This is a genomic window from Pseudoalteromonas sp. Z1A2 (genome assembly GCF_011378755.1).
GTDB classification, from domain to species: domain Bacteria; phylum Pseudomonadota; class Gammaproteobacteria; order Enterobacterales; family Alteromonadaceae; genus Pseudoalteromonas; species Pseudoalteromonas distincta.
In genome coordinates, this window is the sequence record NZ_WTKX01000019.1 from 1 (window position 1) to 15,983 (window position 15,983).

Here is a 15,983-nt window from a genome sequence, read left to right on the forward strand (position 1 = left end):
AAGATTTGAAGATCTGATCATGACATTGAGATTTAGTTCAAAAAAATCCCCGCTAATTTCTTAGCAGGGATTTGTGTATAAGAGACAGCCAATAGGGGCTTTTTTGTCTTCTGACATTAAATGCTGATCACTGTCACTTATAAAACAAAGCATCTGATCTAACGCTGGAATTTAATAGTGCATTCGCACTATTCCAAATTTAAGAAAGCTTAGCTTAATCTATGGATTAACTTTATTTAGATTACGTTTATTCTTAGGGGTAACTAAAGAATAAAAATTACACAATATTAAATTAATGTAGCTTTAAATAATTTGGATAGATATTTACTTGGGAAATTAGTAAAAGTGGTGGCCCCTCCCAGACTCGAACTGGGGACCTAACGATTATGAGTCGTGTGCTCTAACCAACTGAGCTAAGGGGCCAACTTTATATAACTGCTAGGCAGTTAATTTTTGAAGCGTTCAGTCACAGAGCGACTAAAGCGGGTTGCAGTATAAAAACTTTTTAGGTGCTTGTCACTACCAAAAACCTTTATTTTAACAATCAACAAGCTAACTGCTTAAATAGTAATCTTTTAAGTGGCATAAACATAAAATGTAAGGTATTTACCGTGCTATTCACTGCATTAAATTATAAACAAAACCTATCCCATATAGTCTTTCATATTTAACCCTCTACTTTTTAAGCAAAGCTAACATATACGAGTAGGCATACAAGGCTGTAAAAAATATGCTTGGGGCTACTGCCAGTGCCAAATTAGGTGTCTGATTAACTACATTTACCATAATCACTAAGCTCGATTGGACAGTAATCGGAACAATAGGCGCAAAAAGTACGCCTGCTATTTTTTTATTACTTAAATACGAGGCGCTAGAGTTAATTGCATTATTAAAACTTTGTCGTATTGCTACGTTTTGTGGTGTTTTAGAATGAAACATACAAATAATTGGAGTTACGAACGCAAGCGTTACATAACTAAACTTATACTTGTTGACGACCCTTTCTAAAATAAAGGTAAAAAACAGCGTTACAAATCCACTATACAAACCTTGCACTAATGCAGCTTGAAGAGTGACCGATTTAGCAATGTCTGCCGCGCTATTTGCCCAGTAGGCCCAACTAAAATAAAAAACGAATGACACAACGCCTGACATTATAAGTCGAATATTCAATTAACTACCTCAATATGCCTAAAAACCTAGTTTAATGATAACACTAGAAGTGAAGGAAATATTGTCACTAAATAATAAGGTATTTGATTGTATATTGTAGATGTATAAACACACTAATGTTGAAGATTTCCTAAATGGCATCAAGTCAGAATCTGAGCGCGACTGTTAGCTGGAAAGCTTATTAGTAAACAATAAGTATAGTTTTAAAATAATATTGGGAGTGAGTTAAGGAAGTGAATTAATGGGTTAAAGAGCTTTAAAAATTGGATTTAACCTAAAAACCATCTAAAAACTAATATTGTGAGCCGATCGGTACTAAAGTATTTAGCTAGACCTCAGTAGTCGGCTTACACAATATATAATCTACATTATTTTTTCGCAATAATGTAGATTGCATGTATTAACCCTGGGAAATAACCTAGCAGTGTTAATAGAATATTTAACCAAAAATGCATACCTAAGCCAACTTGCAAAAACACACCTAATGGCGGTAATAAAACCGAAAGTATTATACGAATAATATCCATGATCAAACTCCATTTAAATTAAACATTGAAAAGACTTAAAGCCCAGCATTACTGGGCCTTAACTATACTGTATTATTCAGCAACAATAGCTAGTTTATCAACTACGTCGCGAACATCTTCAGCATTTTTAGCAATTTTAACTGCTAGTTGCTTTTCAGCTTCAGACTCTACAGAGCCATTCAGAGTTACCACACCGTTGTCGGTATCAACATCAATGTCTGTACCACCTACTTCTGAGTCAAACAGGAAGCGAGTTGTGATTACAGTGGTGATTTTAGCGTCCGTTAGGTCGTTATCATCATCGTCCATCATGTCGTTGCTTTTATCTTCGGTGTCCATGCTTTTAACAACTGTAAGGCTGTTATCAACATCAGTTACACCATCGAGGCTAAGTACAAGTTCTTCTGCAAGCTCTTTATCAAGTTCGCTATTAACTTTACCTGTAAGTACTACCTTGCCATTTTTTACATCAGTGTTAATGTCAAAGTTGTTTAGATTAGTGTTCATAAGTAGAACGGTTTCTGCCTTACCATCAATCCAAGCATCTTTACTTTCGTTTTCCCAGCTGTTTGCTTGGGCACCCATAGCCGTAGTACCAAGAACTAGAGCTGCGATAATAGATTTGTTAAATGTTTTCATAATCTTTCTCCTTTTGATTAAAGACACTTTAACTAATGCGAGCTTCAGGCCAACTTTATTTACCCTTTAAATTCAACGATTTGAATTAATTAAGAGATTAAACCTTATCTATGTTTGTGTAACTATTTACAGGCTACTCGGTAAAACTTTCTCAAATAGTGAAAATAGCTAGATAATTGCTCTTTTGGTTAATCTATCGTTAATATAACAAAACAAAAAACACCGTTAAATAATAACCAATTGATTATTAATGAAATTATATTTGGTACGCGGTTTGCAATCTAACTACAATAGCAGTATCAATAGTAAATATAAGAAGGAATAACTCATGTCTGTAAAAGTTGAAGACCGCCCAATAGAGCAAGTACGCGAACAAGTGATTGATCAATTAATTTATAATTACAGTCATGGTGTTATTTCTGTTGATGCATTTGAAAGACGTTTAGATAATGCGATGGATGCACCTAATAACGAAGCACTGCTAGCCTTAGTAGAAGACTTAACACTTAATACCGATCAGCAATATAAAGCAGAAAAACAATCGCAATTTACACCACATTATAGTGCACAGCAAAACAGTGATGATGATTTTACATTACGCAGTATTTTAGGATCTAACGAGCGAAGTGGTCAGTGGGTTGTACCAAAAAATATATATTTGAGTAACTTTATGGGATCGGTGGTGCTTGATTTTACCGATGCTATTTTTGCGCATCAAAATGTAACTATTCACGTTAACTGTATTTTTGGTAGCGATGAAATTTACGTACCAGAGCATGTCAATGTAGTGTCTAAAATGTTTTGTATTTTAAGTAGCCTTGAAAATAAATCTGTGTCGCTCAACAAACGCCAAGGCCCTACAATTCATATTGAAGGAAAGGCAGTAATGGGCTCGGTTGAAGTGAAAATAAAGCGCACAATTAAAGAAAAATTTATGAGCTTTGCAAATGAGCTAAAAACCCAGTTTGGCACGGGTAATAATAACCGCTCACTATAATTGAGTAGCAGCACTTTAGCGTGCTGCTTAGTATTTTATTATAAATCGTTATTTCGCTCGCTTGGTATATCACTTAAATACTCTACAAACTCAACTTCAAACCCTGCAGGATCAATAAAGTAGACATTCTTTCTGAAAGGATTCTCGCTACCTTGCTTGCTTAGAGTAAAACCCGCTTTATTTAAGCGCATTACTACTGCGCTTAAATTATTAGTTACATAAGCAAAGTGTGCAAAACCAATTTGATGGCCCGATAAGTTTCTGTTTTCACCTTCACCATGACTGCTTATCGCAATGTAATGCGTGTCATCTCCAAAGTGTACCCAGCGTCTTGGTTTTCCATGCCAATCGCCTCTGCCCTCACTTCTAATCGACCAATGTGGAAATACAGCGCGATAAAATGTAAGCATACTATCTATATCACTCGCGACTAAGTTTACGTGCTCTAAATACATAATGTTATCCTATCAGTTAAGTTAGGAGCACGATAAAACCTCAAGTTAACTTTAGGTAAAGTGTTATTTAAATTTAATTTATTTAAATGCAGATAATTATTTTTTAAAAATATATAAACTTTTCAATCTTGTATAAAAAACAAACACAAGTATTTGGGGTTTATTGTTTACTTTATGGCAAAAGTCGCTAAAATACGCCGGCTGAAATATATAAACGTTCTTTTACAACCCAAAGGTAATACCATGCATCCAATGTTAAACATTGCGGTTCGCGCTGCGCGCAACGCAGGCAAAATTTTACTTCGCGCAAGTGAAGATTTATCAAAAGTTGAAGTGCAACAAAAAGGCGCTAACGACTTAGTAACTAACATTGATAAAGAAGCCGAAGCCGTAATTCGTGACACTATTTTACAGTCTTACCCTACTCACTCAATTGTTGGTGAAGAACTAGGTGAGCATAAAGGCAAGGATGATGATTACCAATGGATTGTAGATCCTATCGATGGAACAACTAACTTCATCAAAGGTATCCCTCATTACGCGGTTTCTATCGCACTTAAAGTTAAAGGTCGTTTAGACCAAGCTGTTATTTATGATCCAATTCGTGGTGAGCTTTTCACTGCATCTCGCGGTCAAGGCACTCAGTTAAACAGTAAACGTCTACGCGTTAGCAAAACTACGGTTCTTGCAGGCACTGTACTTGCTACTGGTTTCCCGTTCAAAAACAAAAACCACATGGATGCATACACTGAAGCGTTTAAAGCATTATTTGTACACACTGCTGATATTCGCCGTGCAGGTTGTTCTGCTTTAGATATGGCATACGTTGCAGCTGGCCGTGTTGATGGATTTTTTGAAATTGGTTTAAAACCTTGGAACTCTGCTGCAGGCGAACTTATGGTTAAAGAAGCGGGCGGTATGGTTGTAGATTTCGCCGGTGGTAATAACTATAACCACAGCGGCAATATTATCTGTGGTTCACCAAAACTGACTCAAGCAATTATTCGCGAAATTCGTCCAGTATTAACTGAGTCGTTACTTCGCTAATTAAATGCTATGAATAGCATACTAAAAAGGAGCCTAGGCTCCTTTTTTTGTGCCTAAAAATAAGGGTTATCGAGTTTAATCTCTATCGTTTTACCTTTTGTATAAGGTAGTGTATTTAAATCCTTTGCGAAGTATTCATTAAATAATGCATCAAACTCGCCGTTTGTCTGCATTAATATTAAGCCCTCCTCTACAGCCTTTGCCAATTCGGGTTTACTCTTAGTCACAAAATAATAAATACCCGTTGGGTAGCTTATATATAAATTAGGCACAACGACTAAGTTACTTTGTTTGTTTTCAATAAGCTCAGAATTAACCTCAATAAACGAGCGAGGAAAGTAATCTATCCGCCCACGGCTCGTTAAAGTGAACATGGCTTGGTAATTGGTAAGCGGCCTTACACGTAAGCCGTTATAGGACATTATTCTTGTATCTGGCCAGTTGTGACCCTGCACTGCTGAAAACTCTCCTAGCTGCTCTAGGATTTTTACGTCTTTAAAGCGTGCTACGTTTTGTTTATTAGTGAGTAAAGCCCGCTTTCCTATGTAACCTTTAAATAGTGGTATTTTAATAGCTAAAGCAAGTGCCTCTCGCTCTGGACTACTCATACTCCAATACATATCTAGTTCGTTATCATTTAGGTTTATGAGCTTACGTTTTTGCTGATCTGGTATGGGAGTCATCCTAATAACTCCAGGATAGTTAACACTCTCAAGTGCACGTACCAGTAGCTCACTTGAGTACTCTTCTCGTGCGTTTTGAGTATCTTGCTTTTGGGCTACATTAATTATTTGCTCTTGCGCCATAAGTGCAAAACTTGCAAGCAGACCAAGTACACTGGTCGAGATTTTTATTGGCAACATAATAATTACCTATTTTTATTTAAATTACCTGCTTATTGCTTGCTAGGCGCACCACTGCGGGAGCAGGCCCTTTACGTTTGCAAATAAACAAATAACTATGGCGATAACGTTTGGCTTCTTTTTTAGCATCAGTTGCGAGTGCTGCAACTTGGTGACTGTTTTTACATTGTTGTAAATCAGGCTCAACTAAGCCAATTGATAACGTTAGTAGAGGCACAAATTGCTTTTCTCCTTCACGATTTGTGGCCCAATACCCTTCGCTCTTTATGTGCTCAGGTGTAAAAAATATACGAGACTGGAGTTGAAATTGCTCAATAATGATATTACATATATCAACCGCGTTGTGCTGATCAAACACTACCATAAAGTCATCGCCACCTATATGTCCTACAAAGTTAGCACTATTTTTACACGCTTGCACTGTTACATCAGCTAATAGTTTAATTACACTGTCGCCGCTAGCGTAGCCGTATAAGTCATTAAATTGCTTAAAATGATTTAAGTCTATATATGCGAGTGAAAACGGATTACTACCTTTTAATCGCTGCTCTATAGCTTCATTAATTGCCACATTACCAGGGAGCATAGTCAGTGGATTAGCGTGTTGTGCATGGCGTATTTTTTCTTCGGTTATGTGTTTTAAAATATCGCGAAGCGGCGCTAACCCTAAATAAGCGTTTTCTCTGGTTATCACTATATGGCGGCGTATATCAAAGTCCTGCTCAGTTATTTGCTTACTTACGGTATCGAGTAATTGGTTTTCGTCAACGACTAAGGGCTGCTTATCCATCAGTGCAGTAACGGGGCGTTTATCGTAAAGAGCATGCCCATAGGGCGCTGCAAAAACTTCTGTTAATTGATCTCTGTGAAGTAACCCTACTGGCTGGTTTTCAGTATTTAACACTGCAATGCTTATGAGTGATTTATCTTGCTCAAAGAGCTTATGCGCATCTTTACAGCGAGTGTCGCTGCTTATTGCAAGTTGCGTAATCGATAAGCGACCTATAGCCATAGATTGATCAAACAATGTGTTTGATTGCGTAAATGAAAGAGCTTTTAGTTGCTCTGAGCTGAAATCTTCACTTGGCTTTATGCTTGGCTTTTCGAGTAAAAACCCTTGTACATTACTAATGCCTAAGTTTTCTACAAATGTAAGCTCTTCTGGACGCTCGATGCCTTCAGCAATAACCTGAGTATTAGTAGCTCTGGCCAAAATAGTAATAGATTTCAAAAACTCTTTTTTAACTTCGCTTTCATCACAATGATCAATAAAATAGCGGTCAATTTTTACAAAATCAGGGCATAGTTCAGACCATTGCTTTAACCCTGAATACCCAGCGCCTAAATCATCTATTGCTATAGTAAAACCGAGCTCTCGGTAATGGGCTATCGTTTTTAATAACAAGAAGCCATCATCTACTTTTTCTTGCTCAGTAACCTCTATAACTACACGGTTAGCAGCTAAGCCAAATTGCTCTATTAGGTGCAATGTTTCCCCTTTAGGGTGGCAAGGGTCTAGTAGTGTTTTAGGGCTTACATTTAAAAATAATTTACCTTGTAGGTTAAGCCTTACAAAGTTTTCAATCGCTTTAGAGCGACATAGTAATTCAAGCTCCGAAATTAAACATTCCTCATGGGCAACTTTAAATAACGTATTAGGCATTTCTAACGGGCTATTTTTAGGTCCTCGACTAAGTGCTTCGTAACCTAAAATAACTTGATTACTAATATCAAAAATAGGCTGAAACAGCGTTGTTATTTCACCGCTTTTTAAAATGTACTCTAATACTTTGCGCTGAATCGTCACGTATTTGCCTTACAACTATTTTGATTGGAGCAATAAAGTACCAAGTGTGTATGACATTTTTATTGCGCAAAAAAATGCGCTCATAAAAAAACCGCTCATAAGAGCGGTTTTTATTAAGTACAAACCTAGTTACGGCATAGCGTCTTGGTCTGCGCCTTCTTTTTCAATTACTTCAGGTATTAAATCTTCTTTGCTTACGCCCATTGCTATAGCAACAGAGCTTGCAACATAAATCGAAGAATAAGTACCAATAAACACACCAAACAGTAATGCAGTTGCAAAACCATGAATGGTTTGTCCGCCCCATGCAAACAAGGCAATCAATACTAAAATAGTCGTGATTGATGTTACAAGTGTACGGTTAAGTGTTTGCGTAAGTGAAATATCAATAATTTCTATCGTATCGTCAATGCGTACCTTACGGAAGTTTTCACGTATACGGTCTGATACAACAATCGTATCATTGAGTGAATAACCAATTACCGCAAGAATTGCCGCTAATATAGTTAAATCAAACTCTAAACCTAATACCGAAAATAAACCCACAGTAATGATAACATCGTGTAGTAGTGCACCTACCGCACCTACTGCAAAGCGCCATTCAAAACGAAACGCAACGTAGATTAAGATACAAATAAGCGCAGTTAACATGGCAAGGCCACCCTGCTCTTTTAAGTCTTCACCTACACTTGGGCCTACAAATTCAATACGGCGCATTACTACGCTGTCGTCTGCTTTTTTAAGTGCATCGATTACTTGGTTACCAATTACTTCAGCTTTTACATCGCTACCGCGTGGTGCTAAGCGAACTAAAATTTCTTGGCTTGAACCAAATAGCTGCACTGATGCATCAGCAAAACCATTATCAGCTAGTGCATCACGTACTTTTTTAAGGTCAGCCGGTTGTGAAAAACCCACTTCTACCGCAGTACCGCCGGTAAAATCTAAACCAAAGTTTAGGCCTTTGATAAAAATTGATGCAAACGACGCTAAAATTAGTAACGTCGAGAAACCCATAGCCACTTTTCGAAGAGACATGAAACGAAGGGTTCTACTACCCAAACTTAAAATTTGCATGTCTGCTCCTTAAATCGAAAGTTTATCAATGCGTTTACCACCAACAAATAAGTTGATTACCGCACGGGTACCAACGATGGCTGTAAACATTGAAGTTAAAATACCAATCGCAAGTGTCACTGCAAAGCCCGCAATCGGACCAGTGCCCACTGCAAACAGTATAATGGCAGCAATTAGTGTCGTGATGTTGGCATCAAATATAGTGCTAAATGCGCTATCGTAACCAAAATGAATCGCTTGTTGAGGGCTACGGCCATCGGCCAGCTCTTCACGAATACGTTCAAAAATAAGTACGTTAGCATCAACCGCCATACCTACCGTTAATACAATACCGGCAATACCTGGTAGCGTAAGTGTAGCGCCCGGAATTAAAGACATAACACCTACAATTAGTACTAAGTTAGCCGCAAGCGCAAGGTTTGCAACCATACCAAAACCTTTGTAGTACACAAGCATAAACACAAGTACAAACGCAAAGCCAAGTGCAACCGCAGTCATACCCGCTTCAATATTTTCTTGTCCTAAGCTTGGACCTACTGTGCGCTCTTCAACAATTTGAATTGGCGCTACAAGTGCACCAGCACGAAGTAGTAAGCTTAAGTTATGTGCTTCTGCTGGGTTATCAATGCCGGTAATACGGAACGAGCGATCAAGACGGGCTTGAATCGTTGCTACGTTAATAACTTCTTCAACCTTAATAGGCGGAAGCGCTTTACCGTCTGCATCTTTTTTACCTGATGGCTTGTACTCAATAAATACCGTTGCCATACGCTTACCAATAGCACGCTTGGTAAAGGCATTCATTTTTGCCCCACCTTTGCTATCTAACGTAATACTTACTTGCGGACGTTGGTATTCATCAGCGCCAGATTGCGCGCCCGTAATATGGCTGCCCTCTAAAATAATACGCTTTTTAAGTACAACAGGGTAACCGTCGCGGCTCATGATCATTTCAGTACCCGCAGGGATACGACCTTGAGCAGCAGCGCTAATATCAGCGTTTTCGTCTACTTCACGAAATTCAAGTGTTGCTGTTGCGCCTAAAATTTCTTTAGCGCGTGCTGTGTCTTGAATACCAGGTAGTTGAACAATAATACGCTCAGCGCCTTGGCGTTGTACGTTAGGTTCTGCAACACCAATTTGGTTGATACGGTTACGAATAATCGTTTCATTTTGCTTGATAGCGTAGTCACGAATTTCTTTGAGTTTTTGCTCACTCATTGTCGCAAAAAATGCTTTATCGTTACTGCTGTCATCAATGTAGACATTTAGCGGGTAGCGAGTTTCTAAGAAGCTCTCTGCTGCATTTTTGTCTTCTTCAGTACGCATTTCTACACGCATACGATCGGAGCCTGCTACGCGGCGAACACTACGATAACGTAGTTTTTCTTCGCGCAGGTCACTGCGAAAATCTTGTTCCATTTGCTCAAGCTGGTTATCAACCGCTGTTGCCATGTCGATTTCCATGGTGAAATGTACGCCACCACTTAAATCAAGACCTAGCTTCATAGGGTTACCACCAACCGCTTTTAACCAAGCTGGTTGAGCAGGTGCCATATTAATAGCAGAAATGTAATCATCGCTCAGCGAATCACGTAGTAAGTCATGCGCTTTAAGTTGCTCTTCAACATTTTTTAAACGAACTAAAATTTGTCCATCTTCAAGTATTGTCGATTTAGCGGTTACATTATTTGTTTTAAGGATTGCGTTTACTTTGTCTACAACACTGAGATCGACATCAGCGCCTTTAGCACCTGAAACTTGTATGGCCGGATCACGACCATACAAGTTTGGAGAGGCATATAAAAGGCCAATGGCTACCACAGCTAAAACAAGTAAATACTTCCAAACTGGAAACTTGTTTAACACGGGGTCGTCCTTATTATTTTTATAGCGACTTCATTGTGCCTTTTGGCAATACTGCAGATACTGCAGATTTTTGTACTGTAACTTCTGCTTGCTCGTTTAAAGAGATAACGATGAAATCTTTCTCTTCAGAAATTTTCACAATTTTACCCACTAAACCGCCTTGGGTAAGTACTTCATCACCTTTAGCCATCATACTCATTAAGCTTTTGTGCTCTTTAACGCGCTTAGCTTGTGGGCGGTAGATTAAAAAGTAAAAAACCAAACCGAAAATAGCTAACATTATTAGCATTTCCCAACCACCGCCTGCCGCAGGTTGACCAGCTGCTGCGTGTGCATTTGAAATAAATAAACTCATGATACTTCCTCTTTAATTTTAAAGTTTAATTTTTTATATCTGCTAACTCTGGCACATCTTGGCCTCGGCGAGCATAAAAATCTTGTACAAATTCTTCTAATTTACCTTCGCTAATTGCATTACGTAAACCTTCCATAACACGTTGATAGTAACGTAAGTTATGAATTGTGTTTAGTCGCGCACCTAAAATTTCGTTACATTTATCAAGGTGATGCAAATAAGCTCGTGAATAGTTTTTACACGTATGGCAATCACACTCAGGGTCAAGTGGCCCTGTATCTGTTTTATGCACTGCGTTACGTATTTTTACTACACCCGTGGTAATAAATAAATGGCCGTTACGCGCATTACGTGTTGGCATAACACAGTCAAACATATCAATACCACGGCGAACCGACTCAACTAAGTCTTCTGGCTTGCCTACACCCATAAGGTAACGAGGCTTGTCTTCTGGCATTTTAAACGCACAATGATCAAGGATATTCATCATTTCGTTTTTAGGCTCACCTACTGATAGGCCACCTAATGCATAACCGTCAAAACCAATTTCTTCAAGGCCAGCTTGTGATTGTGCACGTAATTCTGGGTACATACCACCTTGGATAATACCAAATAAAGCAGATGGATTATCGCCATGCCCTTCTTTTGAACGCTTAGCCCAACGAAGAGATAACTCCATAGAATCTTTAGCTTCTTTTTCAGTTGCTGGGTATGGCGTACACTCGTCAAAAATCATAACGATGTCTGAGCCTAAGTCGCGCTGTACTTCCATCGACTTTTCAGGCGACATCATAATTTCATCACCATTTACTGGAGATTGAAATAAAACGCCTTCTTCAGTGATTTTGCGCATTGCGCCTAAGCTAAATACTTGAAAACCGCCTGAGTCAGTTAAAATTGGGAAGTCCCAATTCATAAAGTCGTGTAAATCACCATGTTGTTTAATGATCTCAGTACCTGGGCGAAGCATTAAATGAAAGGTATTACCTAAACATATTTGCGCACCAGTGGCTTTAACTTCATCTGGCGTCATACCTTTTACAGTACCGTAAGTACCAACAGGCATAAAAGCAGGTGTTTCTATTACACCACGGTCAAAAATTAAGCGGCCGCGGCGCGCTTTTCCGTCAGTACAATCTAATTCAAATTTCATATCATCCTCAATGTCGGAAAAACAGTCCAACAAGCTATAATTTAACCGCCTGATTCTACCCTTTTTGCCTCACTAATACTATTAGCTGCGATAAATTCAGTTTTGCCAATTGCCGCAAACAAAAACCCCAGCAACTAAGCTGGGGGTTTTAATATATTCGACTGAGTATTAAACAATATTTTGTTACTTACGTGTTAAAAACATCGCGTCGCCATAACTAAAAAAGCGGTACTGCTGCTCTATTGCAGTATTGTAAGCGCCCATAATATTGTCTTGGCCGCTAAATGCGCTGACTAACATTATAAGCGTTGATTCTGGTAAGTGAAAATTTGTGACCATGGCATCAACAACATTAAATTGATAACCAGGAAAAATAAATATATCGGTATCACCAAAATACGTATCTAACTTGCCGCCGTGAACTTTAGCAGCCGACTCTAATGAGCGAACTGAAGTTGTGCCTACCGCAATTACACGCCCACCATTTGCTTTAGTTTGCGCAACAGCTGCAACTACGTCATCAGGTACTTCTATGTATTCTGAGTGCATTACATGCTCATCAACACTATCAACTCGTACCGGCTGAAAAGTACCAGCGCCAACGTGTAGCGTAACAAAAGCCATATTTACGCCTTTATCTTTGAGTGCTGTCATTAACTTATCGTCAAAATGTAGACCTGCAGTTGGTGCTGCAACTGCACCTGGTTTTTCACCATAAACAGTTTGATAACGCTCACGGTCAGCATCGGTATCAGGTCGGTCAATATAAGGAGGCAGTGGCATATGGCCAATATCATTAAGTATATCTAACACGTTTTGGCTATGATCGAACTCAAGCTCAAATAAAGTATCGTGGCGTGCAACCATTATTGCCTTGGCTTTGCCTTCTAAAATAACTTCGTTACCGACCTTAAGCGACTTACTTGCCCGTACATGCGCAAGTACGCGATGCTCATCTAATACCCGCTCTACAAGTACTTCAACTTTTCCGCCTGAAGCTTTTTGACCAAACATACGTGCTGGAATAACGCGTGTATTGTTAAAGACCAATAAATCGCCTTCGTTTACTAAATCAAGTATATCGCTAAACACTTTATGTTCTAAAGTTCCGCTTGGGCCATCTAAAGTGAGTAGACGGCTGCTGGTTCTGTCCGCTTTAGGAAAACGAGCTATTAATTCATCAGGTAAGTCAAAGCTAAAGTCAGCCACGCGCATAATTAGTAATCCACATCATTTAAAATCGCGCCAAGTGTATATGTATCGGATATTAAGCTCAAGAAATCAGCCAAACTTATAATGTCTGTTTGCGTGTTTGCCATTAAATTCTCTTGTTCTTATGGTTAAATGTCACTATTCTTATTCGGCTAAATTATTATAAGTTATATTAGGGGTGTTCAACTCGTGCCAAACCAGCTTAAATTGCTAATATTAAACGCAAGTAGTGCTGAACGTCGCGCGATTAAGGGCACTTTAGATAGCTTAAATGTATTTACCTTTATTGATGCCCAAGACAGCCAACAAGCTTTAAAGCTTTTAAAACAACACCCTGTTGATATTATAATAACGGGCATTAATGTTGGTAAAATTGATGGCTGGCGCTTTTCTAGGATGATCCGCTCAGGATTATTAAAAACACCAAAAAACACACCAATCTTACTTATTCCGCCAATTTACTGTGAGCGGATTGCCGAAACAACAGCCCGAAGCTATGGGATAGATGCTGTACTACCGTTTGAGCACAAAGATATGCTCCCTCAAGTACTTGCGAATGTTTTATCTACTCACTTAGAAAAAAGTAGCCGGCTAAACTTATTATTATTAGAGCCACTTCAAAATACGGCAGACAAAATAAGTGAACAGTTAAAGTTAAACTTTGCTATCACTCACGTAACTTCAGCTAAAGCGGCACTTAACGCTTATAACCAACAGCAGTTTTCAATTGTGCTACTCGATGCCACTACATCAAGTGCAGAGAGCTCGAGTGTACTCGTTGAAGAAATCCTCCAGCACAATTCTAAACAAGCTATTGTTACAATTATAGAAAGTGACGATGCCGATTACGCTGAGCAGCTTTTGCTTTCGGGTGTTACCGACTTTATTAGAGCCCCTTACGATCCTTCATTTTTAAACAAAGTGTGTGACCACGCCGCACGACGTGAAGATTTTATGGTGAGTTATGCTGAATTTGCTTACAAAGTAGAACAATTAAGCGTGAGCGAAGTGCGTTACAAAGAGTTATTTTCAGCTCATCAGCGTATTTTATTGCACTTAAATACAGTTGTTTTAGAGCTCGATCAGCAAGGTAATATTCGTTTTATTAACCCCGCATGGGAAACATTAAGCGGTTTTGGTGTTAAATCATCACTACAAAACCCATTAAGCGCTTATTGTAATAACGAAGATAAAGGAAGGCTTGACTACACTATTAACGATATTTTACATGGTGGCGAGCAACAGCAACAAATAGAAGTAAAGTTAACCCACAAAAATGGCAATTTAATTTGGGTTGAATGCAGATTGCAGCTAATAAAAAATAGTCGTAACAACGCGACTATAACCGCAACTATCGACAATATACACGAACGAAAGCAAGCTGAGATTCAACTACGTCATTTAGCACACCATGACCCATTAACTGGTTTACATAATCGTTATTATTTTGATCAACAGCTTAATAAAATATGCCAAGATAAATACACCTATGATGGCATAGAGCATGCTGTTATTTATATTGACCTCGATCACTTTAAAATAATAAACGACAGTAAAGGCCATCATCAGGGCGATATAGTTTTAAAAGAAGTGGCGCAATTATTTAAAGCAAATATTGGCGACGATCACCTGGTATGCAGAATTGGTGGGGATGAATTTGCAGTCATACTTACCAATATGAATTTACTGGATGCACACCTTATTGCAGAAGGTGTGTGTAGTGCGATAGAAAAACATGCTTTTAAATCAGAAGATCAGATATACACTATTAGCTGCTCTATTGGTTTAACTCAAATCACGACACAAAATAACGACCCTAATGAGTGTTTAAAACAAGCCGATATTGCTTTGTATATTGCCAAAAACCTAGGGCGTAACTTAGTACATTGCTATTCAAAAGAAGATGCTCAAAACAATACACTACAAACAGGGCTTGAATGGGGCCACGAAATTCGCCAAGCACTACAGCAAGATAATATTGAACTACATTACCAACCTATTTGGGATTTTAAAGAGTGTAAAGTTGCTTATTTTGAAGCGCTTTTACGCTTAAAACTAAAAGGTGAACTCGTATACCCAAATCAGTTTATTCCCTCTTTAGAAATGCTTAACGACACATTTTTGATGGATCAATGCGTTATACGTAATGCTATTGCTTGTGTATCTAAGCACCCAGAGTTAAACCAAGTTGCTATTAATTTGTCAGCACAATCGTTCTTAGATGAACGCTTATTGCCATTAATTGAATCAAACCTTGAAAAGTATAACGTGCCTGCTTCGCGGATAATTTTTGAAATAACTGAATCTGCGAGTATCAATAACCTAAAGGCCACTCGTAAAATGATTGAGAAGCTTAATAGCTTAGGCTGTCATTTTTCTATCGATGATTTTGGAACTGGATTTAGTACATTTAATTATTTAAAACAGCTACCAGCACAGCATGTGAAAATTGACGGCTCATTTGTAAGTGATATGCTCAATGACCCTATAGATTTAGCGTTAGTAAAAGCAATAAATGATATTAGTCGGTCTCTCGATAAGCGCTCTGTAGCTGAGTACGTTGAAAACGAAGAGATATTTTTTGCACTAAAAGAAATTGGTGTTGATTATGGGCAAGGCTACTTTATTGCACGTCCAATACCTGTTGAAAAAGTAAAAGATGAACTCGAAAAAATTTCTAAAAATAAAACGTTTTACCAACAACAAGCTAGCCCAAAATAAACAAAATTAAACAATTTTAATCATTTTATTACTACCAATATTACCTTTCTTGCCTATACTTTCAGCATCAAATAAAAAATGTCGTGCC

General features: G+C 38.3%; 14 protein-coding genes and 1 tRNA gene. 3 read left to right on the forward strand and 12 right to left on the reverse strand.

What is annotated here, in order from left to right; genetic code table 11:
- Nucleotides 1-346: 346 nt before the first annotated feature.
- From GQR47_RS13385 to GQR47_RS13400, 4 genes are all read right to left on the reverse strand, one after another.
- Nucleotides 347-423: transfer RNA gene (locus GQR47_RS13385), tRNA-Ile, on the reverse strand.
- Nucleotides 424-675: 252 nt separating this feature from the next.
- Nucleotides 676-1,173 (reverse strand): hypothetical protein, encoded by a 498-nt coding sequence (locus GQR47_RS13390; RefSeq protein WP_024597542.1) that lies wholly within the window; start codon nt 1,171-1,173, stop codon nt 676-678.
- A 368-nt stretch (nt 1,174-1,541) separates the two neighbouring features.
- Nucleotides 1,542-1,700, reverse strand: a complete 159-nt coding sequence (locus tag GQR47_RS13395) for a YqaE/Pmp3 family membrane protein (RefSeq protein ID WP_002957822.1) — start codon at nt 1,698-1,700, stop codon at nt 1,542-1,544.
- A gap of 72 nt (nt 1,701-1,772) precedes the next feature.
- Nucleotides 1,773-2,339, reverse strand: a complete 567-nt coding sequence (locus GQR47_RS13400) for a BON domain-containing protein (RefSeq protein WP_024597541.1) — start codon at nt 2,337-2,339, stop codon at nt 1,773-1,775.
- Between the two features lie 328 nt (nt 2,340-2,667).
- Here GQR47_RS13400 and GQR47_RS13405 point away from each other — a divergent pair, with 328 nt between their 5' ends.
- Nucleotides 2,668-3,336, forward strand: coding sequence for a LiaF domain-containing protein (locus GQR47_RS13405; RefSeq protein ID WP_024597540.1), 669 nt, complete (start codon nt 2,668-2,670; stop codon nt 3,334-3,336).
- 38 nt (nt 3,337-3,374) lie between these two features.
- Here GQR47_RS13405 and GQR47_RS13410 read toward each other — a convergent pair whose 3' ends face one another.
- Nucleotides 3,375-3,791, reverse strand: a complete 417-nt coding sequence (locus GQR47_RS13410; protein ID WP_002957825.1) for a VOC family protein — start codon at nt 3,789-3,791, stop codon at nt 3,375-3,377.
- Between the two features lie 243 nt (nt 3,792-4,034).
- Here GQR47_RS13410 and suhB point away from each other — a divergent pair, with 243 nt between their 5' ends.
- Complete coding sequence (gene suhB, locus GQR47_RS13415; protein ID WP_002957826.1) at nt 4,035-4,838, forward strand: inositol-1-monophosphatase; 804 nt, start codon at nt 4,035-4,037, stop codon at nt 4,836-4,838.
- A gap of 53 nt (nt 4,839-4,891) precedes the next feature.
- On the opposite strand, the gene GQR47_RS13420 is transcribed toward suhB, so the two are convergent.
- The 7 genes from GQR47_RS13420 to queA all read right to left on the reverse strand — a co-directional run bounded on the left by GQR47_RS13420 (nt 4,892) and on the right by queA (nt 13,177).
- Entirely contained in the window at nt 4,892-5,701 is an 810-nt protein-coding gene (locus GQR47_RS13420) for a transporter substrate-binding domain-containing protein (RefSeq protein WP_024597539.1), read from the reverse strand.
- Nucleotides 5,702-5,720: 19 nt separating this feature from the next.
- On the reverse strand, nt 5,721-7,508 hold the full coding sequence (locus GQR47_RS13425; protein ID WP_024597538.1) for a bifunctional diguanylate cyclase/phosphodiesterase: 1,788 nt from the start codon (nt 7,506-7,508) through the stop codon (nt 5,721-5,723).
- Between the two features lie 129 nt (nt 7,509-7,637).
- Nucleotides 7,638-8,585: a protein translocase subunit SecF gene (gene secF, locus GQR47_RS13430; RefSeq protein ID WP_002957828.1), complete on the reverse strand. Its 948-nt coding sequence runs from the start codon at nt 8,583-8,585 to the stop codon at nt 7,638-7,640.
- A 9-nt stretch (nt 8,586-8,594) separates the two neighbouring features.
- A complete protein-coding gene (gene secD, locus GQR47_RS13435; RefSeq protein WP_002957829.1) occupies nt 8,595-10,454 on the reverse strand; it encodes a protein translocase subunit SecD in 1,860 nt (619 codons plus the stop codon).
- A 19-nt stretch (nt 10,455-10,473) separates the two neighbouring features.
- Nucleotides 10,474-10,809, reverse strand: a complete 336-nt coding sequence (gene yajC, locus GQR47_RS13440) for a preprotein translocase subunit YajC (RefSeq protein WP_002957830.1) — start codon at nt 10,807-10,809, stop codon at nt 10,474-10,476.
- 25 nt (nt 10,810-10,834) lie between these two features.
- Complete coding sequence (gene tgt, locus GQR47_RS13445; RefSeq protein ID WP_002957831.1) at nt 10,835-11,962, reverse strand: tRNA guanosine(34) transglycosylase Tgt; 1,128 nt, start codon at nt 11,960-11,962, stop codon at nt 10,835-10,837.
- A 183-nt stretch (nt 11,963-12,145) separates the two neighbouring features.
- Nucleotides 12,146-13,177 (reverse strand): tRNA preQ1(34) S-adenosylmethionine ribosyltransferase-isomerase QueA, encoded by a 1,032-nt coding sequence (queA, locus tag GQR47_RS13450; RefSeq protein ID WP_002957832.1) that lies wholly within the window; start codon nt 13,175-13,177, stop codon nt 12,146-12,148.
- A gap of 186 nt (nt 13,178-13,363) precedes the next feature.
- On the opposite strand from queA, the gene GQR47_RS13455 reads away from it, so the two are divergent.
- Nucleotides 13,364-15,895, forward strand: coding sequence for a GGDEF domain-containing protein (locus GQR47_RS13455; protein WP_024597537.1), 2,532 nt, complete (start codon nt 13,364-13,366; stop codon nt 15,893-15,895).
- The last annotated feature ends 88 nt before the right edge of the window (nt 15,896-15,983 follow it).

Bases quoted from the DNA above. Each gene is read 5' to 3' on its own strand.
- GQR47_RS13395 (WP_002957822.1), bottom strand. From the start codon at position 1,700: ATGGATATTATTCGTATAATACTTTCGGTTTTATTACCGCCATTAGGT.
- GQR47_RS13400 (WP_024597541.1), bottom strand. From the start codon at position 2,339: ATGAAAACATTTAACAAATCTATTATCGCAGCTCTAGTTCTTGGTACT.
- GQR47_RS13405 (WP_024597540.1), top strand. From the start codon at position 2,668: ATGTCTGTAAAAGTTGAAGACCGCCCAATAGAGCAAGTACGCGAACAA.
- GQR47_RS13410 (WP_002957825.1), bottom strand. From the start codon at position 3,791: ATGTATTTAGAGCACGTAAACTTAGTCGCGAGTGATATAGATAGTATG.
- suhB (WP_002957826.1), top strand. From the start codon at position 4,035: ATGCATCCAATGTTAAACATTGCGGTTCGCGCTGCGCGCAACGCAGGC.
- GQR47_RS13420 (WP_024597539.1), bottom strand. From the start codon at position 5,701: ATGTTGCCAATAAAAATCTCGACCAGTGTACTTGGTCTGCTTGCAAGT.
- secF (WP_002957828.1), bottom strand. From the start codon at position 8,585: ATGCAAATTTTAAGTTTGGGTAGTAGAACCCTTCGTTTCATGTCTCTT.
- yajC (WP_002957830.1), bottom strand. From the start codon at position 10,809: ATGAGTTTATTTATTTCAAATGCACACGCAGCAGCTGGTCAACCTGCG.
- tgt (WP_002957831.1), bottom strand. From the start codon at position 11,962: ATGAAATTTGAATTAGATTGTACTGACGGAAAAGCGCGCCGCGGCCGC.
- queA (WP_002957832.1), bottom strand. From the start codon at position 13,177: ATGCGCGTGGCTGACTTTAGCTTTGACTTACCTGATGAATTAATAGCT.